The sequence below is a fragment of the Pedobacter sp. Hv1 genome, assembly GCF_001412215.1.
In the GTDB taxonomy this organism is placed as follows: Bacteria; Bacteroidota; Bacteroidia; order Sphingobacteriales; family Sphingobacteriaceae; genus Pedobacter.
Genome location: NZ_LLWP01000002.1, coordinates 197,147 through 222,990, shown reverse-complemented (window position 1 = coordinate 222,990; position 25,844 = coordinate 197,147). Strand labels below are relative to the sequence as shown.

Annotated in this window: 25 protein-coding genes; 17 read left to right on the top strand and 8 right to left on the bottom strand. The window is 37.2% G+C overall.

Annotated features, from left to right (window positions below):
• Positions 1-55 precede the first annotated feature (55 nt).
• The 5 genes from AQF98_RS05250 to AQF98_RS05230 are packed head-to-tail and all read left to right on the top strand — an operon-like array spanning position 56 to position 5,897.
• Positions 56-2,179, top strand: coding sequence for a hypothetical protein (locus AQF98_RS05250; protein ID WP_152969638.1), 2,124 nt, complete (start codon positions 56-58; stop codon positions 2,177-2,179).
• Positions 2,180-2,182: 3 nt separating this feature from the next.
• Positions 2,183-3,007 (top strand): hypothetical protein, encoded by an 825-nt coding sequence (locus AQF98_RS05245; RefSeq protein WP_055130871.1) that lies wholly within the window; start codon positions 2,183-2,185, stop codon positions 3,005-3,007.
• A gap of 60 nt (positions 3,008-3,067) precedes the next feature.
• Positions 3,068-3,988, top strand: coding sequence for a hypothetical protein (locus tag AQF98_RS05240; RefSeq protein WP_055130870.1), 921 nt, complete (start codon positions 3,068-3,070; stop codon positions 3,986-3,988).
• Complete coding sequence (locus tag AQF98_RS05235; RefSeq protein WP_055130869.1) at positions 3,978-5,336, top strand: ATP-binding protein; 1,359 nt, start codon at positions 3,978-3,980, stop codon at positions 5,334-5,336. Before AQF98_RS05240 ends, AQF98_RS05235 begins: the two co-directional genes overlap by 11 nt.
• Before the next feature lie 6 nt (positions 5,337-5,342).
• Positions 5,343-5,897 (top strand): hypothetical protein, encoded by a 555-nt coding sequence (locus AQF98_RS05230; protein WP_055130868.1) that lies wholly within the window; start codon positions 5,343-5,345, stop codon positions 5,895-5,897.
• Here the strand turns inward: AQF98_RS05230 and AQF98_RS21800 are convergent.
• A complete protein-coding gene (locus AQF98_RS21800) occupies positions 5,894-6,661 on the bottom strand; it encodes a MarR family transcriptional regulator (RefSeq protein WP_082434912.1) in 768 nt (255 codons plus the stop codon). The genes AQF98_RS05230 and AQF98_RS21800 overlap by 4 nt on opposite strands.
• Positions 6,662-6,763: 102 nt before the next feature.
• Between AQF98_RS21800 and AQF98_RS05220 the strand changes: the two genes are divergently transcribed.
• Complete coding sequence (locus AQF98_RS05220; RefSeq protein WP_082434911.1) at positions 6,764-8,293, top strand: GNAT family N-acetyltransferase; 1,530 nt, start codon at positions 6,764-6,766, stop codon at positions 8,291-8,293.
• A 4-nt stretch (positions 8,294-8,297) separates the two neighbouring features.
• Here the strand turns inward: AQF98_RS05220 and AQF98_RS05215 are convergent, their stop codons facing one another.
• Positions 8,298-9,266 (bottom strand): GlxA family transcriptional regulator, encoded by a 969-nt coding sequence (locus AQF98_RS05215; RefSeq protein ID WP_055130867.1) that lies wholly within the window; start codon positions 9,264-9,266, stop codon positions 8,298-8,300.
• 126 nt (positions 9,267-9,392) lie between these two features.
• On the opposite strand from AQF98_RS05215, the gene AQF98_RS05210 reads away from it, so the two are divergent.
• The 8 genes from AQF98_RS05210 (at position 9,393) to AQF98_RS22425 (ending at position 14,186) form a co-directional block, all read left to right on the top strand.
• Positions 9,393-9,887, top strand: a complete 495-nt coding sequence (locus AQF98_RS05210; RefSeq protein WP_055130866.1) for a hypothetical protein — start codon at positions 9,393-9,395, stop codon at positions 9,885-9,887.
• A 14-nt stretch (positions 9,888-9,901) separates the two neighbouring features.
• Positions 9,902-10,408 carry a DinB family protein gene (locus AQF98_RS05205; RefSeq protein WP_055130865.1) on the top strand — a complete coding sequence of 169 codons (507 nt, stop codon included), beginning with the start codon at positions 9,902-9,904 and terminating at the stop codon, positions 10,406-10,408.
• 176 nt (positions 10,409-10,584) lie between these two features.
• Complete coding sequence (locus tag AQF98_RS05200) at positions 10,585-11,010, top strand: VOC family protein (protein ID WP_055130864.1); 426 nt, start codon at positions 10,585-10,587, stop codon at positions 11,008-11,010.
• A gap of 72 nt (positions 11,011-11,082) precedes the next feature.
• Positions 11,083-11,367 carry a hypothetical protein gene (locus tag AQF98_RS05195; protein WP_055130863.1) on the top strand — a complete coding sequence of 95 codons (285 nt, stop codon included), beginning with the start codon at positions 11,083-11,085 and terminating at the stop codon, positions 11,365-11,367.
• Between the two features lie 107 nt (positions 11,368-11,474).
• The gene (locus AQF98_RS05190) at positions 11,475-11,909 is read left to right on the top strand and encodes a DUF2147 domain-containing protein (protein ID WP_055130862.1); all 435 of its coding nucleotides are present in this window, start codon (positions 11,475-11,477) and stop codon (positions 11,907-11,909) included.
• Positions 11,910-11,951: 42 nt separating this feature from the next.
• Positions 11,952-12,968, top strand: coding sequence for an oxidoreductase (locus AQF98_RS05185; RefSeq protein ID WP_055130861.1), 1,017 nt, complete (start codon positions 11,952-11,954; stop codon positions 12,966-12,968).
• Positions 12,969-13,203: 235 nt separating this feature from the next.
• Positions 13,204-13,782, top strand: a complete 579-nt coding sequence (locus AQF98_RS05180) for a peroxiredoxin-like family protein (RefSeq protein WP_055130860.1) — start codon at positions 13,204-13,206, stop codon at positions 13,780-13,782.
• 119 nt (positions 13,783-13,901) lie between these two features.
• Positions 13,902-14,186, top strand: a complete 285-nt coding sequence (locus AQF98_RS22425; RefSeq protein WP_055130859.1) for a DUF3892 domain-containing protein — start codon at positions 13,902-13,904, stop codon at positions 14,184-14,186.
• A 73-nt stretch (positions 14,187-14,259) separates the two neighbouring features.
• On the opposite strand, the gene AQF98_RS05170 is transcribed toward AQF98_RS22425, so the two are convergent.
• The 6 genes from AQF98_RS05170 to AQF98_RS05145 form a co-directional block, all read right to left on the bottom strand.
• The gene (locus tag AQF98_RS05170) at positions 14,260-16,329 is read right to left on the bottom strand and encodes a carboxypeptidase-like regulatory domain-containing protein (protein ID WP_055130858.1); all 2,070 of its coding nucleotides are present in this window, start codon (positions 16,327-16,329) and stop codon (positions 14,260-14,262) included.
• A 4-nt stretch (positions 16,330-16,333) separates the two neighbouring features.
• Entirely contained in the window at positions 16,334-17,290 is a 957-nt protein-coding gene (locus tag AQF98_RS05165) for a FecR family protein (protein WP_055130857.1), read from the bottom strand.
• Entirely contained in the window at positions 17,287-17,859 is a 573-nt protein-coding gene (locus AQF98_RS05160) for an RNA polymerase sigma-70 factor (RefSeq protein WP_082434910.1), read from the bottom strand. Before AQF98_RS05160 ends, AQF98_RS05165 begins: the two co-directional genes overlap by 4 nt.
• Positions 17,860-17,942: 83 nt before the next feature.
• Positions 17,943-18,740, bottom strand: coding sequence for an SDR family oxidoreductase (locus AQF98_RS05155; protein ID WP_055130856.1), 798 nt, complete (start codon positions 18,738-18,740; stop codon positions 17,943-17,945).
• A 4-nt stretch (positions 18,741-18,744) separates the two neighbouring features.
• Complete coding sequence (locus AQF98_RS05150) at positions 18,745-19,740, bottom strand: NAD-dependent epimerase/dehydratase family protein (protein WP_055130855.1); 996 nt, start codon at positions 19,738-19,740, stop codon at positions 18,745-18,747.
• 20 nt (positions 19,741-19,760) lie between these two features.
• Positions 19,761-20,447 (bottom strand): DUF6134 family protein, encoded by a 687-nt coding sequence (locus AQF98_RS05145; RefSeq protein ID WP_055130854.1) that lies wholly within the window; start codon positions 20,445-20,447, stop codon positions 19,761-19,763.
• Between the two features lie 240 nt (positions 20,448-20,687).
• Between AQF98_RS05145 and AQF98_RS05140 the strand changes: the two genes are divergently transcribed.
• The 3 genes from AQF98_RS05140 (at position 20,688) to AQF98_RS05130 (ending at position 25,840) form a co-directional block, all read left to right on the top strand.
• Positions 20,688-21,269, top strand: coding sequence for a TetR/AcrR family transcriptional regulator (locus tag AQF98_RS05140; protein ID WP_055130853.1), 582 nt, complete (start codon positions 20,688-20,690; stop codon positions 21,267-21,269).
• 186 nt (positions 21,270-21,455) lie between these two features.
• Positions 21,456-22,622, top strand: coding sequence for an efflux RND transporter periplasmic adaptor subunit (locus AQF98_RS05135; RefSeq protein WP_055130852.1), 1,167 nt, complete (start codon positions 21,456-21,458; stop codon positions 22,620-22,622).
• A gap of 41 nt (positions 22,623-22,663) precedes the next feature.
• Entirely contained in the window at positions 22,664-25,840 is a 3,177-nt protein-coding gene (locus AQF98_RS05130) for an efflux RND transporter permease subunit (protein WP_055130851.1), read from the top strand.
• Positions 25,841-25,844: the final 4 nt, after the last annotated feature.

Here is a 25,844-nt window from a genome sequence, read left to right as displayed (position 1 = left end):
ATTTGACAGCAACGATCTTAATCAATAATCATTTATTTAAAAATTAAACAATATTATGAATTCATACAACGAAAATTTAAACGCAGTCGTCGTGACTTCTTTACAAAGTCAGGCCCTAGAAGAGAAAGCAATTTACTCTCAACTTAATGCTTCGATGTTTACACTTTATTATGCCGAAGGAGCCACCATTTCTGCAGAAGAAAAATTAAATGCTGCAAAACATGAAATGAAAATTAAGGCAAAAGTAAAAACACAAGCTGTAGACAATACCAATTTGAGCAATAATCTGTTGGCTTCAGCAAATCAGGCCAACCAGTATTTTAAACAATCGATCAATAACATGGCTGTTTGCGCATCCAACGTACAAATTGCGGCCAATTCTATTGTAAGGTTGGCCAGTGATATTGGTAGTATTTTTAGCATTGTACATGCTGCAGACAGGAACAGTGATATTTTTGCAGATACCGATAAAGTACGTGCCTTGATAGACAATACGGCTTATGAAGCAGAAGAAGCCTCTAAACTGGCCATGGAAACCTCCATGTATACTTCTGAAGTTTCGGCTCCAACGGTGTTTGACAAAGCAAAAAGTGTCAATACGGCCATCAATAACCTACTCCAAATTACATCCACTGATTTTGATACGGTATCTCAAACTGTAAACGCAGATAATGTGACATTGGCAAGTGCCAGTGCCAAAGAAAAACTAGCCGAAGGCGTTTTAGAAGACATTAGTGTCGATTTTAAGGCCACTACAGAAGCTTACGATTCGACCAATGAGGAGTTGAACATCAATTTAATGGTTGGGCAAATAACAGATACCAGTTACATTGTTTCCTTTAAGGCCATCACAAATCCATTTGATTATCTTGAAATTATTGAAGATTACCATGTCATTTTTGTCAAAGAAAACAAAAAATCTATCTTTTCCCTTTCCAATGCCGAAACTATTCGAATCAATAACATTCAGAACCAGTTTATTAAGGTAGACGAAGCAGATGGAAAACTAATGACCGGAATAATTGATTTCAATAACTTTTTGGTCATTTCAAATGTCTCTGAATATACAAAAGTGATTGATTCTGATGGAGAACCGATCAAATTTGGTGTCAACTATGTAGCTTTTGTATTGGCCGTTTATAAAGATGGTTATAAAAGAGAAGTGAATGATTTTAGCGATTTCCTTTCGGCACCTTCAAGGAAATTTACCTTAACCAACCAATTACAGGCAGTTGATGGGGCTAAAATTAAAACTTACGAGATTGGAAAAGTAGCGGATAGCCATGAGAAGCAAAAAATTACTGTTGATGTGAATGCCAATACCATTCCGGTTCTGATGGGCGAAATAGACACTATTGAACAAGTATACGATCTCTCTGATTATACCCGCAAATTGACATTTCAAACGCCCATAAAGGTTGAAAATTCTCCGCTGTACAAATGCCTGTTTTTACCTGCAACCGAAAAGCTCACCAAGGGCCTTTTAACAAGAAAGCGTTTGTTGAGTATCATAGACGAGGCTAAGGTAACTGCAAAAAACAACGAGCGAAAAATTAAGGATATTGAGCTAACGATTAGCAATTACGATGCTGAAATTAAGGATATCAAAGCCCAACAAACAACTGTTAAACACGAATTGCACCAGTTGGCACTGCAGATAGATAAACTTAATGGAGCTAACCCAAAACCTAAAAGTAAAGAGGAGACCGAACTTAAAAAATTATTGGTTCAACAGACAAAGTTGACGCAAAATGAAGCAGATTTAGTATTTGTACTCGAAGAAACCAAAAGTTTCCAAAAAGAAGCAATCGAGAATAAAACAAAAATTATTGCAGCGGTAACCGATACTTACGATGATGGTAATTTAGGTTTCTTCTTTAACCTGACCCTGGCAGAACAAGTATCGCCAAGTAATTATACCACAGTTTACGAATTGTTGGATATTAGCGACGAAAGCGATATCGCCAATAAAAAACGCCATAAAAATTGGGCGGCATTTATCGGTCCAGAAACAACAGATAATTTTGGCAACCTGCTTATTGAAGACAATGCCTATTATCCGGTGATCCTTACCGTTTCTACGGATGCGATCAACAATCCGAATAACTATACCAATGCAATTTCGAGCATTAAGGTTACTGATAGTTTTAAGTATAATGGAAATAACCCTAAAAAATAGACCATGGAAACTCTTGCAATAAAATCTACTTTTCGCACCAGAAGTGGTGTTACCGAACAGAAAAAAGCTGAATTAGATGAGTTGACAATTAAGGTGATCGATGCGCAACACAATGTAGCGCAGTTTCAGGCAATTGTCGATTCTTTAACAGAAAAATCAACTAAAATTCAGGGCTTTTTAGCAACTGACGAAGAGATCAGATCGCAAACGTACAACAACAAATTGTTGATAGAACAAATGGTACAGAATGCGCTAGACCTTAAAAATAATTCTCAGATCGCGGTTACAGAAATGGCCAAAGCAACAACAAACAGTAAAGATTTAGCGCCAAAAATTAAGGTGCTGATTGATAAGCTCATCTATGTTGCAGAAATCATCAACAAACTTTCCAATATCATCATTAGAAAAAAAGCACTGAACCCACTCATTTCCGACGATTTGATTACTATGGTTGGTGTGGCAGGTAAAAATGCGAATGATGCCGTTGCACTGACCTTAATTGCTTTGAAATCTACTTTTGCAGCTCAAGCTTCTAATAGAGAAACTGAAATGGCCATGGCATTAGAATTAGATCAGGCCAAAGATTTTTATCATTTGTTAACTGGTACCACCGAAACCAACAATACTGTAAATAAAACCTCTTTAACCTGGTATCTAGACAATGCCTATACGGTGGCCAGAGGTAATTACAAACAAATGGAAAAAGCTTATAAACTGATCACTAAACAACTTGGCGATGCCAATGCAGATTTGAATAAAGCACAAGTGAAATTGAAATCGTTGCAAGCTGGTTTAGCTGCTGCCAATGCTGCTGCTTTAGCCTCTTAATTTTTTTATGCCCATCGTCTGATCAATTGAGGGCGATGGGTTGATTTTAATCAGCGTGTTATGAATGCAAACTACAAGAATTTTTATAGAAATTTTTATCTGCAAACTGGTGGATTTCTTCCTACAAAGCCGTTGAACCAACAGGTTTATCCTGGAGATTTTTTTCAAATCCGAAATGGAGAAATGATCATATTGGGCAACATTTTTAGAAACAATACCGTAGATCCAGATTCATGTCAAATTGATTACAACGTGAAGCTCAATCCAATTGGCTGGAAATTTCACGATGGTGTAACCAAACCTTATACCAGTAGAGAACGTGGTCACGATTCGGAGGAAGGAGCATACGAGTACAGTAAACAATTGATCTCTTTTGGCGCTACGGGTAGCTTTTTGTTCAAGGCAAATGAACCAGAATCCATTAAAATTATGAACTGGGGATCCATCAAAGATCTGCTCATCATTAGGTTAACCCAAACCCATTTTTCGTTTCGCGAAATTTATGTGGTTACCGAAAGTGTGTCTACATTAGATTGGACCTTGGCCATTTCTAGCGATCATAAGGCCGAATTGGAAATCATTACCGATACCGAAGGCCCCGGATTGATTGATGTTTTTGGTCACCATAGTTCCAAAACCATCCTTTCCAAAGATTTGGAATATTATCACCGAGAAACCAATCGCAAACCAAGTTTTTTTAAGGCCAAAAAACTAATGGTTCAAGACGAACGCTTAGAGGTTTTCATTAGCGAACTCATTGCGCAAAGACAATTTCAGAACGAGTGGGCGAGGAGTTTTTACAAGCACGAATTTCATTACGATAATGAGTATGCACCACAGATTCAATCTCATGCACAGGTTAGCGTGTTAGATATGCTTCAGGCAAATGAATTAAATCCGAATACCGCTTTGCAATATTTTAGGTGGGCCGATGCCAATTTAGATGATATAGAAAAGTTGTTCATCAGTTATGGAAACTAATTTAGCTATACCTACAATTTTTAGAGAAATGAATTGGTTGCAGTGCGTTATTGAGCAAGCAATTAAAACTTACCTACTTCAAGAAGGTCACGAGCAAAATTGGCACGATATTCCACTGCCAGAGCTAGATGGGGCAAACTGTACGTATAGCAAAACTTTAGTAGAGTGGGATTTGGATCTTTATGGCAGACTAGCTTTGGCTCTGGCCATGGCACCACACGTACAACCCGAAATATTAGATATCTTTTTTGGTAAGAACCAAATTTACGATAAAGGTTTTACAGAGTTCGGTGGGGTGGTAGATAAAAATCATAGCGGTTTTTTACCTACAGGCCAAACTTTATGTTTTGTCCTAACAGTTACAGATCCAACCCTCAGAACAGAAGTAATCAAACTATTTGATAAAGAAAGTATATTGGTAAAAGAACAAGTACTCTCTTTAACAGATACAGAATCTTATCTGCCCAGATTCAATGGTATTTTAACCATCAATGAAACTTGGCTCCATTATTTTTTAACTGGTCAAAAAATCCAACCAGAAAGTAGTCCTTCTTTTCCGGCCCAAAAAATTACTACACATCTGGAATGGCAAGATGTAGTGTTAGATGAATTAGTTATGGAACAGGTTACAGAAATTAAGCTATGGCTTGCGCATGGGCATACTTTAATGAACGATTGGGGTTTATTTAAAAAAATTAAGCCAGGTTACAGAACCTTATTTTGCGGTCCACCGGGTACGGGGAAAACACTTACTGCCACCCTAATTGGCAAAGCAGCCCAAAGGGATGTATATAAAGTTGACCTATCGATGATTGTCTCTAAATATATTGGCGAAACGGAGAAAAACCTATCCAAGATATTTGATATTGCCGAACATAAAGACTGGATTTTATTTTTTGATGAAGCTGATGCATTATTTGGGAAACGAACAGCTGCTACTACCTCAAATGATAGACATGCCAACCAGCAAACTGCTTACCTTTTGCAACGGATTGAAGATTTTCCTGGCGTTGTGATCTTAGCCTCCAACTTAAGGGCAAATATGGACGATGCCTTTACCAGACGGTTCCAGTCGATCATTAATTTTAAAATGCCATCAGTAACAGAACGTTACCAATTGTGGTTAAACGCATTTGCTGGAGTTTGTACCTTACATGCTGATATCGATTTACATCAAATTGCAGAAGAATATGAGCTAACGGGTGGGGCTATTATCAATGTACTTCGGTATTGTGCTTTAGCAACCATTGGTAAAAATGAAACGATGGTAAGTAAAATAGATTTGCTTAGCGGCATTAAAAAAGAGTTTAAAAAAGAGAACAAAACCATCAACATTTTCAATAATTAGCATCAAATGGAAAAAAAGGTCGATTTAGGTGCGGTGGTAAAGAAAAAGCCAGTGCACAAAAAGCATAACCAAGCTGTGGTGCTGAGATTGGGCGGGTGGAAGGAGTTGTTTGAAGCCGATCAATGCAAATTGATAATCGCTAGAGCACTAAATAAATGTACTTGGTATGGAGAATTGATCTTAAATGGCTACCTCATTACCAATAGTAGTGTATATCTACTGATCAAAATTGAAGAAGAAAAACTAGATGAAATGTTAACTGCTATATATGAATATTTGAAAATGGAGGTCACAGCACACCATGTAGAGGTTAAGCAACTTGATTTGGATGGTCACTATCACATTGATAATTATCGCACCGAAATGTTATTGTTGCATTTGTTTGAAATATACGCTTTGTATGATGAAGATTTGATCAAACTGATGACTGGTAAATCTATAAACCTACCTTATACTAGCCCAACAATAGAGAAATTAAAGAAAAAGGTTCATACTGCTCAGTATTGCTCTGCCATTGATTATACAGGTGCAAAAAGCCCAGTTATTGTACAGTTGATTTAGGACGTTTTAATCGCTTCCAATAAAGCTTCTTCAATACCCATCGATTTATAATTGTCCAATACAGCCAATTCATCTAAGTTGGCATTGTGGTCTATTAAGCTAATTACTGCGGTGCCAGCAGGTAAACCATTTACAAAAGCCATGTAAAAAATATAACCATCAATAGGATCATATTCATTCAGCTCGCCTTTTTGCAATTGAACTTGCTGTAGAATGGCTTGGGCAATTGCCAATTCTTCTTGGACCTCAATTTTTTTGATAGTGATCAGGTCCGATTTAACCTGTCCTTGGTCAGTTGCTAGGGCTTCCATTCGCTGTAAAAAACTGCTTTCCCTTAATCGGTCTTCCACTTCGTTAATGGCTTCAAATAAATTGTTTTGGTTGCTGGTCAATTTGGTCAATACGTTGATAATCATTTTCCAGATTGGTTTTAACGATTTAACCAAATCTGATCCGGTTGGGGTAAGCTGAATATTCCGTTTCCTTTCATCCTTTTCGTCTTTGATCGATTCGATGAACTTTTTGTTCTCCAACTCTTTTAACAAGGTAATGGTAGTGGGATGACTTAAGCCAATCTCGGCCGAAATTTCAGTTACACTTAAAGGAGATTGAACAGAAAGTACATACATTACCGAGAACCATTTGGTTTCGAAATCAAAACCTTGTGCTTTATAAAAGGTATTTGCATCAATTCTCAATAAATCGTGCACTCTCAATAATCGTGTTCCAATGGCTAAAATGCCTGCTTTTTCAATAATGTTCATCTGAAATTGAATTGAAATCAAATATATGTAATATTTTACGTAAATATTAACATATATAAAATATTTGATATCTTTACCTCATTATTCAAAAGGATTGAAGACATGAAATACAATTTTAAAAACGACTATACTAAAGGTTGCCATCCCAATATTTTAACAGCACTTGCAGAAAGTAATTTCACTGTAGAAGAAGGTTATGGAGCAGATACTTACTCGTTGGCTGCTGCCAAACTAATTACTGATAAGATGGAGCATCCAAGTGCTGCGGTGTATTTCGTTTCTGGAGGTACCCAGGCTAATCTATTGGTTATTTCAGCTTTACTTCGTCCTTACGAATCGGTAATTGCAGCAGAAACAGCACACATTCAAGTACACGAAACTGGTGCCATTGAAGCCACAGGCCATCGGATACAAACGGTAAATACCGCAGATGGTAAATTAAGGGTACAAGATATTCAGGATAAACTAGATTTATTTGAGGAGGTACATACCACCATGCCACGAATGGTGTACATTTCCAATTCAACAGAAGTGGGTACATTTTATACCAAAGATGAACTGAAAGCACTATCAGCATATTGTAAGGAAAAAGGCCTTTTGTTGTTTTTAGATGGAGCAAGACTGGCATCTGGCCTAATGGCAAAAAATAGTGGTTTAACCTTAAAAGATTTGGGCGTTTATACCGATGTGTTTTATATTGGTGGCACCAAAACAGGCGCTCTTTTGGGTGAGGCCATTGTGATCAATAACCAATCGCTTCAACAAAATTTTAAATACAATATCAAACAAAGAGGGGCTTTATTGGCCAAAGGCAGGTTGTTGGGTATCCAATTCTTAGAACTGTTTAAAGACGATCTCTTTTTTAAACTGGGCGATCATGCCAACCAAGCTGCACAAAAACTGCATCAGGGAATAAAAGCACTGGGCTATGCTTTCCTTACAGAGACCCAAACCAACCAATCCTTTCCTATATTTCCGAATGAGGTAATTGCTAAAATTAACCAAGACTATGCCTTTTATGTATGGAAAAAGATTGACGACCAATTTTCGGCAGTTAGATTGGTTACCTGTTGGGCTACTGATTTTAATGCGGTTGATGAATTTATCAAAGATCTGACATTAGTTACACCTCCCGTTAAGGATAAAGAAAAAAACGCCCTATCTGGTGCAATTGAAATTGTAGACTACCAGCCAAAATACAACGCCTCTTTTAGGGCTTTAAATGAAGAGTGGATCTCCAATTATTTTAAAATGGAAGCCAAAGATTATGAATCCTTAGATCAACCAGAAGCCTATATCTTGGCTAAGGGTGGGCATATTAAAGTTGCTTTATTTAACAATGAACCAGTAGGCGTTTGTGCTTTGATTAAACTCACTAACCATGCCTATGATTATGAATTGGCAAAAATGGCCGTGTCGCCAAAGGTACAGGGGAAAAATATTGGTTATTTGCTAGGCCAGGCTATCGTAGAAAAAGCGAAAAGTTTGGGGGCAACAACGCTTTATCTAGAAAGTAATACCATTTTGAAGCCTGCTATTAATTTGTACCATAAATTGGGTTTCGAAAGGGTAGAGGGGCATACTTCTCCTTATGAGCGATCGGATATTCAGATGCTTTTGCATTTAAAATAGAGCCTTACCTTACCTGAAACTTCTCCCTATATTGAGAAGGTGTCATGCCAACACTCTTTTTAAAAACCTTTCTAAAAGCCTTAGGGTCGCTGTAACCAGAGTTAAAGATAATCTCTGTCATTTGTTGCCCGGTACGCTCCAACAATCTTTTTGCTGCGGCAATCCGGGTTTGTTGTAGGTATTCTATTGGAGTAATGCCTGTAATTTGCTTAAATCGGCGTACAATATTTCTGCGACTTGAGGGAATGTCTTTGATCAGTTCTTCAATGGTTGCGGCATCATGGTAATTGCTTTCAATTTTTTGTTGGGCAGAAGCCACCAACTCGTCATTATGGCTACGAGAAGGTTGGAAGGTGCTGAAATACGATTGTTTATCACGATCCATATCGATGGCGAAAACCTTGGCAATTTTAATGGCCATTTCCTTACCACAATACTCATGCACCAAATGTAACAGGAGGTGAAATGAAGATGTGGCTCCACCACTGGTATACAATCGTCCGTCTTGGGTAACGGTTTTATCAGCTTTTAGCTTTACCGCCGGAAAAGCATGGGCAAAACCATTGCTGGCATCCACATGTGTAGTCGCAATCTTTCCATTTAATAAACCACTTGCACCCAATAAAAAAGCACCCGTACAAAACGTACCAAGGCTAGCTCCATTATTATATTGTTTAATGAGATGAGGGATACAAGTACCATTTGCTTGTAGGGTTTCGGGCATGTTATCTGATGTAAAAGCAGGAATTAAAATCATGTCCAATTGTTTAACTTCTTGAATAGATTGTAGGGGATAACCAAAGGCCTCTTGCTGATGGCGCGTGGTTTCTTCTGAAGCCAACAAGTTGATTTCGAAGGGTTGCGCATCTCCAGCTGTCTCATAAAACTTATTTACGGTTTCAAAAACTTCTAAAATAGCAGCTACGCTCAATAACTTATAATTCTTGCTGAGTAAAACACCTAATAGTTTCATACAATGAAATGGTTTGATCAACTAAGATAGGAAAATTGTCTTAAATGCCCCCGAATATTGACGTCTTACGCAAGCATGTTCAAGGTAAAGATGAGCTACCTTAGTGTAAACAAAAAATAGATAAAAATGGAAATTAAAACTGCAAGTAACCGTATGTATGCACTCATTGTATTATATGATATGCATACCACTTATTTCTATAATGCTTTGGCAGGAATTTCGGCCGAGGATGCAACTAAACGTTTAAATACCAAAGCAAACCATATTGCATGGATTGCGGGAAGTTTGGTGCAGGAAAGATATGAGATTGCCAATTTGTTTGGCGCCGAAATCCAGTCGAGCAGCCACGAACTTTTTAAAGACCATCAAGGCATTAAAGATGAGGTTACCTACCCATCTTTGGCTACTTATCAACAAGATTGGGAGCAAATTACACCCATTTTAAGAAACTATATGCTCAATGCTACAGATGCAGTATTGGATAAAGTATTGGAGTTTCCGGGAATGAGTTTTCCGATGTACGAAATGGTTTCTTTTGACATGTACAGAGAGGCCAATTGTATTGGACAGATTGCACTTTGGAGAAGACTATTGGGTTACGAAGGAATGAAATACATGTAATTAAACTAAATGTGATGAACAAAGAAATAATTTTAAAGGATTTTGCGGATACATTTTCCGCCCTAAGCAATTTAATTGCTGCATTTGATGCCGAAAATTTTAATAAGGTTCCTTTCGAAAACAGCTGGACCGCAGGGCAGGTGGCAGAACATTTAATTTTAGCCAATACAGGTTTTGCGGCAGTTTTAAATGCCCAGGTTAAAGAGACCGATAGAGCAATTGATGAACTGGTTCCCCGCTTACAATCAGATTTCTTAAATTTTGAATTTAAAATGCAGTCGCCAGATTTTATCTATCCTGAAAGTAAAGCTTATGATCAAACTGCACAGTTGGCCAAAATAAAAGAGATTCAAGAATTAACGGCGAAGGAAGTTGAAACATTGGATTTGAGTAAAACTTGCCTAGCCTTTGAATTGCCTGTTTATGGCTTTTTAACCAGATTGGAAGCGATCTATTTTGTTATTTATCATACGCAACGGCATACACATCAATTGAAAAATATCAATCAAAAATTGTCTTAAATCACCCTTAAAATTGACTGGTTAGGCAAGGCTGTTTATACCAAATAGCCCCTAACTTAGTCTTACTAAATTTGAAAATATAAAGATCATTCTTATGGCCCCTAGGTCATTGTGATTGCATATTTTAGAACAAAAAATAAATCAATAAAACAATCAAATCAAAAACAATTCGCACTATGGCAACATTACACACGTATTTAAACTTTAACGGAAATACCGAAGAAGCATTCAATTTTTATAAATCAGTATTTGGTGGAGAATTTATCACCCTTCAACGTTTTGATGGAACTCCTGGTTGTGAAGAAGTTCCGGCCGATGAAAAAGATGGCATCATGCATGTAGCATTACCTATTGGTCCAAATAGCATTTTAATGGGTACTGATGTACTTAAAAACATGGAACAAGTAAAATTAGGAACCAACATGTCAATTTCAATTGATACCGATAGCGAAGCTGAGGCAGATCAACTATTTAATGGTTTGGCAGCCGGTGGTAGCGTACAAATGCCTTTACAAAAAATGTTCTGGGGTGCTTATTTCGGAATGTTAACAGATCAGTTCGGTATCCAATGGATGGTGAATTTTGATGAAAGAAAATCATAGATAAACCAATAAAACAAAGCCATAGGAACCTGTTGAGCAAAAACTGAGCAGGTTCCCTAAGGTAAACACCACATGATTGAAGTTTTTAAAACAGATGTAAATACTAGCGAAGCGGCCAAAAGACTCATGCTGCAAATACATGAAAATTTTAAAGACTATCAGGCCAACTTCGATTTAGAAGATTGTGACCATATTTTAAGAATACAATGCCACAATGGGCTAGTTTGTGCCCTAGCTATTATTGAGCTTTTAAAAAAGAATGGATTTCATGCAGAAGTTCTGCCAGACGATTTTATGCCAAAAGCAAGCCCTGCCATGTATTTTTCTTCCCTGATCAGGACCATTCTACCCGATTGATTTGCAGCATACACACAATAGAAATGTCATTTTAGAGTTAGGAATATAGAGAAGTTTTGTTTTCAAAACCTATTCACTAACTTTATAAATAGTTAAATCTATATCCTATGTCGAAGAAATTATCTCTACTGCTCGTTTTCGCAATTTGCACACTCTCTGTTTTTGCTCAAAAAAAGGATGATGTTTTGGGTAAATGGGTTAACCCATCTGGCGAAGGTCAGATAGAAATTTATAAAAAAGGAGATAAATACTTTGGTAAATTGGCTTGGATCAAAGAGCCAAATGATGAAAAAGGCAAACCTAAAACTGACCTTAAAAATCCAAATGCCGATTTAAGATCAAAACCAATCCTCGGCTTGGAAATTTTAAAAGATTTTGTTTTCGAAGATGGTAAATGGACCGATGGCACAATCTACGATCCTAAAACAGGTAAAACTTATAGCTGTAACCTCAATATCAAAAACGACGGACAATTGAACATTAGGGGTTATGTGGGTATCTCCTTAATTGGCAGATCAGAAAGTTGGAAAAGAGCTAAATAATCTTTTCTATTTTGCTATCTTCATGAATTAATTTACCTGACCATGAAAAACACCTTATTTTTCTTTTTACTTTTCCCTGCAATCTGTTTTGCTCAAAGCTATACACTAAAATCGCTCCATACTGGCAAAAATACAAGTATGAGGGGATTATCTGTTGTATCTGATTCTGTGGCTTGGGTAAGTGGTAGTAATGGTTATGTAGGTAAAACCTTAAATGGAGGCAGAACTTGGGAATGGACGCAACCTAAAGGATTTGAAAAACTAGATTTTAGAGATATTGAAGCCTTTGATAACCTTAAGGCCATTGTGGTTAATGCAGGTTCGCCAGCTTATATCCTTTCTACAATAGATGGTGGTAAAAACTGGCAACAGGTTTATAAAAATACAGATTCAGCCATTTTTTTAGATGGAATGGCTTTTTGGGATGACCAACAAGGAATAATTTTTGGCGACCCGATTAAAAATAAAATGCAGCTGCTTAAAACTACCGATGGTGGTTTAACATGGAAAGATATTTCGGCCAATTTAAAGAAAGATTTAAAAATGGGTGAGGCAGGTTTTGCAGCCAGTGGTACTACCATTAGAACTGGTACAGATGGTAAAGTTTGGATTGCCAGTGGAGGTTCTGCTTCTAATATTTATTTTTCTAGCAATTATGGCAAGAAATGGAAAGTATATCCATGCCCAATTATACAAGGCGAAAGTAGTACCGGACCATTCTCTATTGCTTTTTACGATGCTAAAAAAGGATTAGCTGTTGGTGGTAATTATTTAAAAGATAAAGAAAATACCAACAATGTGCTGCTTACCAGTAATGGTGGCAAAAGCTGGAGCAAGCCTACAAAACCAGTGCTGGGCTACCGCTCAGCGGTTGAATATATTACTGATCAATTGTGTTTCGCTACAGGTTCTTCTGGAACAGATTTCTCTACTGATGGTGGTAAAACCTGGACCAATATTTCTACACAAAACTTTAATGCTTTACAAAAAGCGAAAAAGGGTAAGCTGATTCTTTTAACCGGAAACAAAGGACAAATTTCTCAATTGCTAGTGCCTTAGATCAATAGATTAAAAAACTGTTTATACAGGTTGTCACGTTGAGCCTGTCGAAACGCCTTTAAAATCAATCCTTCGACAAGCTCAGGATGACAAGTAAAGTAAAAAACGAACTTTAAACAATTTCTAAATAAAAATATCTTTTTTGTAAGGATCGGTTAACTTTCTCGACTATACAATGCGAAAGCATTTCAGAATGAACTGAGCAGCTTTCCATTTAATCAGAAAATTAATAGACATGAAAAAAATCTTATTCACTGCATTCATCATTTTTACTGCTGCACAATTATTTGCCCAAACCGCTTTAAAAGTAGGAGAGAAAGCCCCATTATTTAGTGCAAAAGACAATAATGGCAAATTGATAGACCTAAAGAAAGTTTTAAAAGAACACCAATCTGTAGTGCTTTTCTTTTATCGTGGCCAATGGTGCCCTTTTTGTAGCAAACACATTAAAAATTTACAAGATAGCCTGCAGGTGCTAACAGCCAAAGGTGCTTATGTAATTGGGGTTTCTCCAGAAAATGCGGCAGGCATTGATAAAACGATCGCTAAAACAAAGGCCTCATTTAGTATCATCAGCGATCGAGATTACGGGATTATGAAAGCTTACCAAGTTAACTATGCCATGGAGCCAGGTTTAGCAGATAAATATAAAAAAGGAGGACTTGATGTGGCCTTAGCCAATGGGCAAGTAGATTATGTTTTGCCGGTGCCAGCTACTTATATCATTGGCCGAGATGGAAAAATCAAATTTGCCTATTTTGATAAAGATTATAAGAAAAGACCTTCAGTAAAGTTATTGGAAGCAGCGTTGTAAATTTCTCTATATAAGTTAGAATTGAATTTTAAATCAGCTGTTTACGGTTAACCATATTTATCAGTATTGCTTAATTGATAATTTGCCAATTCATTTATTAATCATTTAAATAAACTATTATGGCAAGTTATCGAGTTGTTTGCATCACTAAACCTGATGTACAGAGTTCTAATGAACACATCACACGTATCGGATATTACGAGTCCGCATTAAGACCTAAGGTAATAATTACTGTCGAAGAGGCTATTCAACGTATCGATAGAAATTCAACAGAGTTTTATGTTAGTACGCCAGCAGGTACTGCTTATGTTAAGGTAGAAAGACCTAATGGTCGCAGGCCATACATCCGAACAGTACCTGACAGAACTGAAAAAGATAATTTATTAAGTTTACCCCAATGCTAGAATACTAAACAATAAGAGCTACTAATTTATTTTAGTAGCTCTTTATTATCTTAAATTAAATTTAGAATAGGGACTAGAGTAGCGTAACCCCAAAGTTCCAACCCAACCAACCTTTATTCGTATTGCCTATTTTAAAACTGCTCGATCTGTTACCAATAAAATCATAACCATTAATTCGGTTGGTTTGTGTAGAATGATACATGCTTAATGCTGGCCCTGCAGTTATAGCCAACCACTTGCCCAATCGATAACCCACATTGACATCTAATCTGTTCAGTATATTTCTATATTTCCAATCGCCCTGGTAAATGTAACGGCTACTGATTTCTGGATTTAAGGAAAGGTGTTTGCCTATATTAAAATCTTTACCCAAACCGAAACCCAGTGCTGTTAGTTTTTGGTTGTTATTCAGGTTTTTGCCAAATAACAATTGGGTGTATAATTTGTCGTTTCCAGTTTTTAAAGCCGCATTAAAAGCAATACTTTCGTTGGTGCTCAGGCTAATTTTGTGGTATCCTTTTTTAATGAAATTGATCAACCCAATACTATAACCCGAAGAGGAATCGGCTACATTGAGCAATCCAATTTGTAATCCTTTTAGCTTTTTGGCATAATTAAAAATACCGCCCAACTGTAATCCTTTTACCTCTTTATGGGTAAAATTGCCTAACAAAGCAAGTTGGGCACCCCTTACGCTTCCTGTGGTGTTAAAGCTGCCAATTTGCCAACCATCCATATTGTTTTTGGTGCGATTATAGCCTGTCGAAAATTGTAGCCCATTCAAATTGTCATTTACATTGTTAAACAATCCGGCAAACTGTATCCCTTTAAAATTGCCATTGGTTTGGTTGTAAAGCACAGCAAATTGTAAACCTCTGAAAGTTTGAAGTATCCTATTATGGAAACCACCTATTTGTACACCAGACATCGATTTTTTACCAAGATTGTATAACGGATTAAACTGGAAGCCCCTTATATTTTGATGCACCACATTTACAAAACCACCAATCTGAACACCATTCAATTCTTCACGTATTTGGTTGTAGCCAGCAGAAAGCTGAACACCTGCTACACTTTTGCGGATATCGTTATAAAAACCACCGATCTGAACACCATTGAGCGCTTCACGTGTTTGGTTATAGGCAAGCGCAATTTGAACACCATCAGTGCTTTTAAGTACATCGTTATGAAGACCGCTGATCTGTAGCCCTGTAAATTTACCGCCTACCAGATTAAATGCACCACCAAATTGAAAACCCCGAACATTTCTCTTGTCAATGTTATACAGTAAGCCTATTTCCATTCCATCTGCCCCAGCATTGTAATCGCCGGTAATGTTAAAAGAAAACTTGTTGATCACTTGTCCACTTAGTGAGCCGTGAGTGCTCAAACCTGGACCCAAAGAAATTTGAGCAGGGGCGTTGGCAATAAAGCCACCAGTATTAGCAGACTGTATCTTTTGTTTGGAGGTAATTAACAAACGGCCTAAAAATGTTTGATCTATTTCTGATGGCTCATCATCTATATATCTATTGCTGTTTCTCTTTTTGCCTTTGTGTACTGTAATTTCTGGTAAAAAGAAAGAAGTGGCGTCTTTGTAATTTAATTTGCTGATGGTAATTGTAACGGTTTGCGAGATGTTTTTAAGTTTCAAGGTAAATGATCCATCTTGGTCTGTTAAAGTAGATTGTAGGAGGTTTTTTTCATATACACTGGCATTAGCAATGGGTTTGCGACTTTGTTCGTCTACTACTTTTCCAGTAATGGTATAGTGGTTTTGGTCGCCAACAGATTCTTGAACAATTAAAGCCAGTTGTAGCGGGGCATATCGGATAATGATAAAATCATAAGCCTGCCGATATTCATACCTTTGTTTGAGTAATCGATCTAATATTTCTTCAACACTTAAATTCACGGCATTAATGTCAACCAAACTATCCAGTGGAAGAATGGTACTATTGTAAGAAAACCGAAAATTTCCCTGCTGTTCAATGGAGCTCAATACCTTGGCTAATTTTTGTTGACGAGCGGTAATAGAGATGGGCTTGCCTAATATGCTTTGGGCTTTGGTTTCTATTTGTGTTACACATAAAATAGAAAAGATCAATGTAAGGATATAGCAATTTTTAGACAATAGAGTCATCCGCTTACTTTAATAGAATTTGGTTGCCAGCATAAACTACCTGAAGCGCATGGGTTTTAGCAATAATATCTAAAATCTGATTCAGCGTTTCTTGCTTAAAGGTAGTGTTAATTGGTAATTCTAGGAGCGTTGGTTTGGTAATGGTTATTTTTACATTGAATTTTTCGTTTAAAATAGGTACAAGCTCATCTAACCTGGTTTGGTTGCAAACAATTTCGTTGCTGTAATAATAATTATACAACTTACTATTATTGGGCTGTTTGGAGAGTTGCTTGTCTTGGTCGTCAATTTCTATTTTTTCACCCTTGTGCAATTCAATATGCTGATTGGATTTGCTCACTTTTACTATACCTGTTTCAACTACTACAATGGTATGGTTATTTCTGCTCTTTATATTAAAAGAAGTACCCACTACCTTAACCGTAATTTTATTGACTTTAATGATAAAAGGTTTACTTTGATCTGGTTCAACTTTAAAGAAAGCCTCTCCTTTTAATTCAATAGCTCTTGTTTTGCCAGAAAAATTGGCAGAGAGCTGTGAGTTTTTGTTCAAAGTAACGATAGAACCATCTGGAAGTTCTTGTTTTAAGGTAGCAGTGGTAGTTTGGATAGTTATCAGCGATTTGCCTTGGTTCAATAAGGTATAACCTAACCAACCAGATACACTCACAATTAAAATGGCAGCAATTGTTCTTGTCCAAGTAAACCAAGATTTTGGTTTCGCAATTAGCCCTTCTTTTTCCATTCGTTGGTTAAGACGGTCTAGCGCATCATAATCTTTTTCATCTGCGTCTGTCAATTCGCTTTTTTCAATGATGAGCTTAAAATCGTTATAATATTTTTGATTGGCTGGGTCTAAACTGATCCAGTTTTCTACTTGTTGTTGCTCAGTTATTGTAGCTTCATTAAGCAGGTATTTAACTAGCAAGTCATCATTCACGTTAGTAGCATTCCAGTTCATAGGCTTTGAGTTAAATAAATTAAAATAAGGGGTAAAAAATCGACCAATTTTAAACGCAGTGTTTTTAAGGCCTTTCCCATCTGATTTTCTACGGTTTTAACAGATAAATTAAGTTCTTTGGCAATTTCATTGTATTTAAGTTGTTCTAAACGGCTCATTTGAAAGATGATCCGGCATTGTGTTGGCAATTCATTAATGGCCAAATGGATCTGCTTTTCCAATTCAATTGCTAATATTTCTTTAGATAAATCTTGTTCATTCACAGCGCTTTGGTTATGGTGAACTTTAAAATTAGACCTTACATTTTCGTGTTTAAGGTAATTTAAACACTCGTTATGAACCGAACGATACAAGAATGATTTGAGATAGCCGCCCGCATCAAGCTGGTCTCTCTTTTCCCATATCCTGCAAAAAACGTTTTGGATAATTTCTTCTGCATCATCTTGGTTTTTGATAAAATTAGTGGCATACTGATGCAAACGTTTAAAATAATTAAGATAAACGGTATCAAAAGCTGCTTTATCGCCTCTTTTTATCAACGGAATAAGATGATTGTCGGTATGCTCCAATGCTTTGCTAATCGTAATCTAAGGTAAACTTTTGTCTTAAATTTATAGGCAAAATTGTGATTGGAGAAATGCAGTTTCAGTCATTAATGTTGAGGGTTTAAGTTCATGGTCAGTTTTCTTTTAATGATCAATTCTTTGATAAATGTGGGTAATAACATATCGAATGTAACCAATAGCCTATTCATTTGGCCGGGTACAATTTCCTTTTTTCCTTTAAATAATCCGTCGATGGCTGTTTTGGCTACTTGTTCGGGTTCTAAAATGGTGGCTTTAGCCAAGCCTTTTAAAGTATGGTTAAGTACCAATAGCTCTGCTTTGGTATTGATACCACCAGGGCTCAGCAAACTTACATGTACATTGGTGCCCGATTGTTCCAATTGTAAACATCGGGTAAAGTAGCTGATAAATGATTTGGTAGCGCCATAAACCAATTTTCGGGGTACAACGAAACGTCCTCCTAAACTGCCCACATTCAAAATGTAAGATGGAATGCTCTTGTCAACCTGATCTAAAAATAACCGGGTTAACAGCACGGTGCTGGTAATATTTAAGTCGATCTGTTTTTTATAAAAAAAGATATCTTTTTCTTCAAACCACGACCAATTGCCTAATCCAGCATTGTTGATCAAGAGATCGGCTGTGATTTGTTTTTCTTTGAGCTGCGCTAAAATTGCCGAACAGTTTTCTGCTTGCGTCAGGTCATACTCAAAATAAGTAACCTTAATATTGAAATTGACCCTGATAAAATTGGCCAGTTTTGGCAAGCCTGAATTGGGAAGCGCAACTAGGATAAGATCGATGTCTCTACCAGCCAACTCAAAGGCAAAAGCTTTGCCCAAACCTTCGCTGGCACCTGTAATTAATGCGGTTAAATTTTTCATTTGTTTAAGCTGATATGTTTTTTTGTATATAATGAACCGTTCTTTCCAATCCCTCGGCAAAAGGGGTAATTCTATAGTTAAGTTGGGTAATGGCTTTGTGGCTACTGTATTTTTGATCGTACTTTAACCTGTCGGCAAACTCAGGCAGAAAGAAGGGAGCTAGACCCGTAATTTTTGTTTTAAGCAACTCGATATGGCTAAAGAATTTGATGAGTTTCTGAGATACCCTGATCATTTTTTTATGTTGATGAGAAACATTGCCCAAAGTCTCAAAAAATTGATTGAAACTGATATCCTCACCACCCAATATGTACCGGTCTCCAGATTTTCCATACACCATTGCAGCCATATGCCCAGCTACTACATCATCTAAAAAGGCATAATTGGCCACATTTTCTCCAGAGCCTGGGATCACCCTCCAACTTCCTTTCAAATAGCCTTTTACCATTTTGCTTACCGTATTGCTATCTGTTATCGGCCCTTCGCCAAATACACGAGAAGGATTAACAATCACTACATCCAATCCGTTTTGAACATAGGTATTCACTTCTAGTTCTGCCAAGTATTTTGTTCTTTCGTAATCAATAGGGAAACCAGCTATCCTAGGATCGCTTTCAACCATTGGATGTTTAAATGTTGGCCCCCAAACACCACAGGTAGAGGTATAAACAATCCGTTTTACATTTAACTGCACTGCACTTTCCAATAGGTTGCGGGTTCCAATGACATTAACTTGGTAAAAATCGTCCTTGTTTTTGCACCACATTTTTGCAAGGGCGGCGGTGTGGTAAACTTGCTCGCAACCCCGCATGGCATGCCTTAAACTTTCTTTGTCTAAAATGTCTCCAACAAAAAACTGAACATTTTCATGTTGAATGAGATAAGGATGGTCTAACTTTCTGCATAAAGCATGTACCTGATAACCTTGATCGGCCAGTGCAATGCACAACTTTCGGCCAATAAAACCAGAGGCACCGCTAACAAATATTTTTGTTTTCATTTGATGTGTTTTTTGAGTGATTAAACCAATTCCATGGTAATGGTATAAAGAGGGTGATGCACCTTAACCGTTTTGCATACCCCATTCTGAAAGTAATAATCGTTATAGTTGCCATCTGGCAAATTGATGCGGTAAGTATTAGGGGCGGTTCGCTTAATGGCCAAAATTTGTTGGAAACTATCAGAATAAACCTGGGCAATGTTAACAGGCTCTTTACAATACAGCAACATCATATTATAGTTAATGCTACCATTAATGGAGTTTGATTTATTACCGGCCTGGAGCTGATAATTTTGATTGGTTAACTTGGTTTCTTTGTGTTCTTTTTCTCTACCATTTACCTTTCTGTAAACCGCCGAATACATCAATTGTCCATTTTTAAAATGAGCTTCATCAGCTGTTTGTACATTAATTTCAAAAATAAAACGGGTTTTTACCTTCGAGTTCATGGTAAGGTAAGTGTCTGTGCCATTTCTTTTCTGTTTAAATTGCATCTGACCAATCACATCTCCATTTCGCTTAATTTGATAGGTAGAAGTTTCTTCTTGAGCATAAGCAGCCATAGTAAAGAGAAGAACCAAGATGGAGAGTGCAGTTCTCTTCTTTAATAACTTATGAAAACTGTTGACCTGAAATTGAATAATCAAGTTATTGAATACAGGAAATGCATGTTTTTTTAATAACCAAAATAAAAGTGCTGGAACCATAATCTTTGTTTTTATAGGAGTAAAAAATTCGTGTTTCTATACCTAATACAACCGAAAGTATTTTTACCCCTATGGCAATTGATTTTTTTATTTTGAAGGAAGAAATGGGCTGTCAGCAACTAATGATTTTGTCTTTATCAATCCTCTGTCATAAATCGGCTAGTTTTTTGATACAGTAGATTCTTGTAAAAACATATCTCTACTTTTGTCGTTTAACAAAAATGTTAAACATAATTGTAAATGGGGCAGAGAGAAACAGGAACAGAGCAGCACATTAAAGAAACGGCCAAACGGATCTTTTTTTCTGAGGGGAAATTACATGCAACCACACAAGATATTGCAGATGCAGCTGGTGTGAATAGAACGCTTTTAAATTACTATTTTAGATCAAGGGATATTCTTTTTGAACAAGTTGCAACAGAAGCAAGAGCAGAGATGTCGGCAATTATGGATTCTGTTTTTATGGCGGCATTACCTTTCAAAGAGAAGTTGCAACAACTGATTAATGTATTTATAGACCAGACCATTGAATTTCCGTACCGAGAAATGTATGTAATTACCGAACTTAACCGTACGGGATTAGTACCCGAAGAAAAGAAAACACGATCCAAGTTATTTTTAAAAGAGATCGGTGCAGAAATGGAAACTGGCCGAATTCAAAAAATGGATCCTAGACAGTTTTGTATGAACTTATTTGCACTAATGTTACATCCTTTGATTACCAATGGCTTGAACAAAACATTATTTAATGTGAATGACGAAGAATATCTAAAAATGATGAAAGAGCGAAAGCGATTGATTTTTGAAATGGTTTACCGGTAATGGTTAAAGGCGTAAGGTTTAAGGTGAAAGGTTTGGATGCCTAACCCTGCAACTCATAACCCGCAACTCGTAACTAAAGGCAGAAGGTGTAAGGTTTAAACGCTCTAACTTGCAACTCGTAACCCACAACTTATAACTCACAATCCACAACTAAATAAAAAGAACACAAAGTAACCCCACATAAACATGAAAACAACAGTACGACTATCGATTTTATTTTTAGGAGCCATTCTCGCTTCTTGCGGAGGAGGTAAAGATGATAAAGCAGCGAAGGCGGCAGCTGCAGCACAGCCACAGGCCTACCCAGTATTTGCCGTTGCTACCCAATCTACCACACTTGATTCTGATTATCCGGCAACAATTGAAGGTATTCAGGATGTTGACATCAGACCAAAGGTTGATGGTTTTATTGAAAAGATTTATGTAGATGAAGGGGCTGTGGTGAAGAAGGGGCAGTTACTTTTCAAAATCAATGCACCGCAATACGAACAACAAGTTAGAACTGCGAATGCTTCGATCAGCAATGCTGAAGCGAATGTAAATGCTGCACAACTTCAGGTGAATAAAACCAAACCGCTTGTTGATAAAGACATCATCAGCAAATATGAGTTAGAAGCAGCGCAATTAACCTTACAAAGCAGAAAAGCTGCTTTAGCTCAGGCTAAGGCAGAATTGGTAAATGCGAAAGTAAATTTAAGCTATACCAACATTACTAGCCCAGCTGATGGAGTGGTAGGTAGCATTCCATTTAAAACCGGAAGTTTGGTAAGTGGTACTAGCGCACAACCATTAACAACAGTATCTAATATTTCTAAGGTATATGCTTATTTCTCATTAAATGAAAAACAACTGTTAGATTTTGCCAATGTGTATAAAGGCAAAACATTGGCGGCGCAAATGAAAAACATACCTGCAGTAAGTTTGATTTTAGCTGATGGTAGTACTTATGCACAAAATGGAAAAATCGAATCGATCAATAGCCAGATCAATACCAATACAGGTTCAGCAAGCTTAAGGGCTACATTTCCAAACCCAACCGCCATTTTGAAAAGTGGTGCAAGTGCCTCAGTTCGTATTCCACAGCACATTGATAACGTAATTTTAATTCCTCAAAAATCTACCATCGATTTACAGGGAAAGAAATTTGTGTACGTTCTTGGAGATTCGGCTAAAGTGGTAAACACCGAAATCCAAGTAATGGAAATTACCAAAGGCAAGTTTTATGTGGTAACCAAAGGTTTAAAAGCAGGTGATAAAATTGTATTGGAAGGTTTCCAATCTTTAAAAAATGGTACAATGATCAAACCAGAAGAATTGAGCACCGATTCAGTTTATGCTGAAATAAAAAAATAATATTCATTTAGATGCCAGTTGAGCTGGAAGAAATTTAGCATATGTTTAAGAAATTTATAGAAAGACCAGTTTTATCGACGGTCATTTCCATCATCATCGTCATACTAGGGGGATTAGGATTGGTCACTTTGCCAGTTTCTCAATACCCTGAAATTGCACCACCAACCGTACAGGTTTCGGCTTCCTACCAAGGAGCGAATGCCGATGTGGTAATGAATAGTGTTGTTGTGCCGCTAGAAGAACAAATTAACGGGGTAGAGAACATGACCTACATGACCTCATCTGCCAGTAACGATGGTACAGCAACCATTACCGTAAACTTTAAATTGGGTACCAACCCAGATTTGGCTGCGGTAAACGTACAGAATAGAGTAGCAAGAGCAAGTAGTTTATTACCAGCAGAGGTTACACGCTCTGGTGTAATTACAGCCAAAAGACAAGCGAGTAACGTATTGATTTTTGCCATCTATAGCGATGACCTCTCTTATGATCAGAAATTTTTGCAGAATTATGCCAACATTAACATCATTCCGCAAATTAAAAGGATCAATGGGGTAGGAGATGCGAGTGCATTTGGTTTAATGGATTATACCATGCGTATTTGGTTAAAGCCAGATGTAATGGCTACCTATGGTTTGGTGCCAAACGATATCAGTGTGGCCCTTGCAGAACAAAATATAGAAGCTGCCCCAGGTCAATTTGGAGAACAGGGCGATCAAGCTTTTCAATATACCTTAAAGTACACAGGTAGATTAAAAGACGAAAAAGAATTTAGCAATATTATTATCAGAAGTGGGGCCAATGGTCAGGTGCTTCGTTTAAAAGACATTGCCAGAATTGAACTGGGCGCACAGAGTTATGCCAGTTCTGTTAGATTTAATGGTAAAGCTGCTCTAGGTATTGCCATTAACCAAACGGCAGGTTCTAACGCAAAAGAAGTAATCGAAAACTCGATCAAAACTTTAGAAGAATCTTCTAAATCATTTCCAAAAGGCATGCATTACATGTCGTTGGTAAATGTGAACGATTTCCTTGATGCTTCTATTGAAAAGGTAATCCATACTTTGGTAGAGGCATTTATTCTGGTATTTATTGTAGTATTTATCTTCCTTCAAGATTTTCGTTCTACTTTAATCCCGGCCATTAGTGTACCGGTAGCTATTATTGGTACATTCTTCTTTTTAAGTTTGTTTGGCTTTACCATTAACTTGTTAACCTTGTTTGCATTGGTACTGGCTATTGGTATTGTGGTAGATGATGCCATTGTGGTCGTCGAGGCCGTCCATGCGAAGTTGGACCATGGCTATAAATCGGCCAAGAAGGCAACATTAGATGCCATGGACGACATTAGTGGGGCTATTGTTTCCATCACCTTGGTTATGGCAGCGGTATTTATTCCGGTAAGTTTTATTCAAGGCTCTTCTGGTGTATTTTATAAACAATTTGGTTTAACCTTGGCCATCGCCATTATTTTATCTGCAATTAATGCGTTAACATTAAGCCCGGCATTGTGTGCTTTGTTGTTAAAACCGCATAAAGAAGAACATGAAAAGTCGAAAAACTTTTTACAGCGTTTTTATACGGCTTTTAATACCTCTTTCGATCTCATGACCAATCGTTACAAAAAATCGGTGTCGTTTTTATCACGTAAAAAGTGGGTGGCTATATTAGGAATTGCATTTTTTGCAGTGGTTTTGGTTTGGACGATGAATACCACACCAAAAGGTTTCGTGCCCAATGAAGATTTAGGAACAATCATGTCTGATATCTCCTTACCTCCATCAACTTCGCAAGAAGCAACGGCTTTAGTGATTACAAAGATCGATAGTATTGTACATACCATTCCCGAAATAAAAAGCTCACTAAGAGTGGTAGGTAGAAGTATGATCAGTGGTTCAGGAAGTTCGTATGGAATGGTAATTTCTCGTTTAACCCCTTGGGATGAACGTAAACGAGATGTAAAAGCAATTATTGGCGAACTGTTTGCAAAAACTGCAAGTATCAAAGGAGCCAAAATTATCTTCTTTGCACCACCAACCATTCAAGGTTTTGGTACCAGTGGTGGTTTTGAATTCCAGTTGCAAGACAAAACTGGTGGCGACATTAAGAAATTTAATGAAGTTGGAAATGCTTTCTTAGCGGCATTAAGCAAACGCCCAGAAATTCAATATGCCTCTACTTCATTTAATCCTAATTTCCCTCAATATCAGATTGATGTAAACGTAGCCAAAATTAAACAAGCAGGTTTAACTGTAAATGATGTGTTGGGTGTTTTACAAGGTTATTATGGCGGTGTATATGCCTCTAACTTTAATAAGTTTGGTAAACAGTTTAGGGTAATGTACCAAGCCGATGCGCAATATCGTGCAAATCAGCAGAGCTTAAATAGCATCTATGTACGCAATTCGAGTGGTACCATGGCACCGATCAGCGAGTTTATCAACCTGGAGAAAGTTTATGGGCCTCAAGCCATATCACGTTTTAACCTCTTTACTTCAATTGCAGTAACAGGTGCGCCAAATATAGGTTTCAGCTCTGGCGATGCATTAAAAGCGGTACAAGAAGAAGCGGCATTGCACTTGCCTGCAGGTTATGGTTATGAATTTTCTGGCCTATCAAGAGAGGAGATGAGTAGTGGAAGTCAAACCATCTTTATTTTCTTGCTCTGCGTAATTTTCGTTTACTTTTTACTTTGTGCACAATACGAGAGTTACATTTTACCATTGGCAGTATTGATTTCATTACCAATTGGTTTGGCAGGGGTATTCATTTTCGACAAAATATTTGGGGTAGATAATAACATCTATACACAAATTACATTGATTATGTTGGTAGGACTACTGGCCAAAAACGCGATTTTGATTGTAGAGTATGCGGTAGACAGGAGAAGAAAAGGAATGAGTATTGTAAATGCAGCTATTGAAGGGGCAACCGCTCGTTTAAGACCTATTTTAATGACCTCATTTGCCTTTATCTTAGGTTTGTTGCCATTGATGATCTCTACAGGTGTAGGTGCCGCAGGTAACAAGTCTATCGGAACTGGTGCGGTTGGTGGAATGTTGATTGGAACAATTTTCGGGATTTTTGTAATCCCAGCCTTGTTTATCATTTTCCAAACTTTACAAGAGAAGGTGAGTAATAAATCTCCTTTTGATGATGATGTGCATGTAGAACAGTCAGAACTTGAATTCCCAGCTATTGATAGCCGTGAACATTAATTTA

Excerpts from the sequence above, each read along its gene's own strand:
- AQF98_RS05200 (WP_055130864.1), top strand. The coding sequence starts at position 10,585 with ATGGCAACATTACACACGTATTTAAACTTTAACGGAAATACCGAAGAA.
- AQF98_RS05170 (WP_055130858.1), bottom strand. The coding sequence starts at position 16,329 with ATGACTCTATTGTCTAAAAATTGCTATATCCTTACATTGATCTTTTCT.
- AQF98_RS05140 (WP_055130853.1), top strand. The coding sequence starts at position 20,688 with ATGGGGCAGAGAGAAACAGGAACAGAGCAGCACATTAAAGAAACGGCC.
- AQF98_RS22425 (WP_055130859.1), top strand. The coding sequence starts at position 13,902 with ATGGCAAGTTATCGAGTTGTTTGCATCACTAAACCTGATGTACAGAGT.
- AQF98_RS05245 (WP_055130871.1), top strand. The coding sequence starts at position 2,183 with ATGGAAACTCTTGCAATAAAATCTACTTTTCGCACCAGAAGTGGTGTT.
- AQF98_RS05190 (WP_055130862.1), top strand. The coding sequence starts at position 11,475 with ATGTCGAAGAAATTATCTCTACTGCTCGTTTTCGCAATTTGCACACTC.
- AQF98_RS05210 (WP_055130866.1), top strand. The coding sequence starts at position 9,393 with ATGGAAATTAAAACTGCAAGTAACCGTATGTATGCACTCATTGTATTA.
- AQF98_RS05250 (WP_152969638.1), top strand. The coding sequence starts at position 56 with ATGAATTCATACAACGAAAATTTAAACGCAGTCGTCGTGACTTCTTTA.
- AQF98_RS05150 (WP_055130855.1), bottom strand. The coding sequence starts at position 19,740 with ATGAAAACAAAAATATTTGTTAGCGGTGCCTCTGGTTTTATTGGCCGA.
- AQF98_RS05230 (WP_055130868.1), top strand. The coding sequence starts at position 5,343 with ATGGAAAAAAAGGTCGATTTAGGTGCGGTGGTAAAGAAAAAGCCAGTG.
- AQF98_RS05155 (WP_055130856.1), bottom strand. The coding sequence starts at position 18,740 with ATGAAAAATTTAACCGCATTAATTACAGGTGCCAGCGAAGGTTTGGGC.
- AQF98_RS05240 (WP_055130870.1), top strand. The coding sequence starts at position 3,068 with ATGAATGCAAACTACAAGAATTTTTATAGAAATTTTTATCTGCAAACT.
- AQF98_RS05195 (WP_055130863.1), top strand. The coding sequence starts at position 11,083 with ATGATTGAAGTTTTTAAAACAGATGTAAATACTAGCGAAGCGGCCAAA.
- AQF98_RS05130 (WP_055130851.1), top strand. The coding sequence starts at position 22,664 with ATGTTTAAGAAATTTATAGAAAGACCAGTTTTATCGACGGTCATTTCC.
- AQF98_RS05135 (WP_055130852.1), top strand. The coding sequence starts at position 21,456 with ATGAAAACAACAGTACGACTATCGATTTTATTTTTAGGAGCCATTCTC.
- AQF98_RS05220 (WP_082434911.1), top strand. The coding sequence starts at position 6,764 with ATGAAATACAATTTTAAAAACGACTATACTAAAGGTTGCCATCCCAAT.
- AQF98_RS05185 (WP_055130861.1), top strand. The coding sequence starts at position 11,952 with ATGAAAAACACCTTATTTTTCTTTTTACTTTTCCCTGCAATCTGTTTT.
- AQF98_RS05145 (WP_055130854.1), bottom strand. The coding sequence starts at position 20,447 with ATGGTTCCAGCACTTTTATTTTGGTTATTAAAAAAACATGCATTTCCT.
- AQF98_RS05205 (WP_055130865.1), top strand. The coding sequence starts at position 9,902 with ATGAACAAAGAAATAATTTTAAAGGATTTTGCGGATACATTTTCCGCC.
- AQF98_RS05235 (WP_055130869.1), top strand. The coding sequence starts at position 3,978 with ATGGAAACTAATTTAGCTATACCTACAATTTTTAGAGAAATGAATTGG.
- AQF98_RS05180 (WP_055130860.1), top strand. The coding sequence starts at position 13,204 with ATGAAAAAAATCTTATTCACTGCATTCATCATTTTTACTGCTGCACAA.
- AQF98_RS05165 (WP_055130857.1), bottom strand. The coding sequence starts at position 17,290 with ATGAACTGGAATGCTACTAACGTGAATGATGACTTGCTAGTTAAATAC.
- AQF98_RS21800 (WP_082434912.1), bottom strand. The coding sequence starts at position 6,661 with ATGAACATTATTGAAAAAGCAGGCATTTTAGCCATTGGAACACGATTA.
- AQF98_RS05215 (WP_055130867.1), bottom strand. The coding sequence starts at position 9,266 with ATGAAACTATTAGGTGTTTTACTCAGCAAGAATTATAAGTTATTGAGC.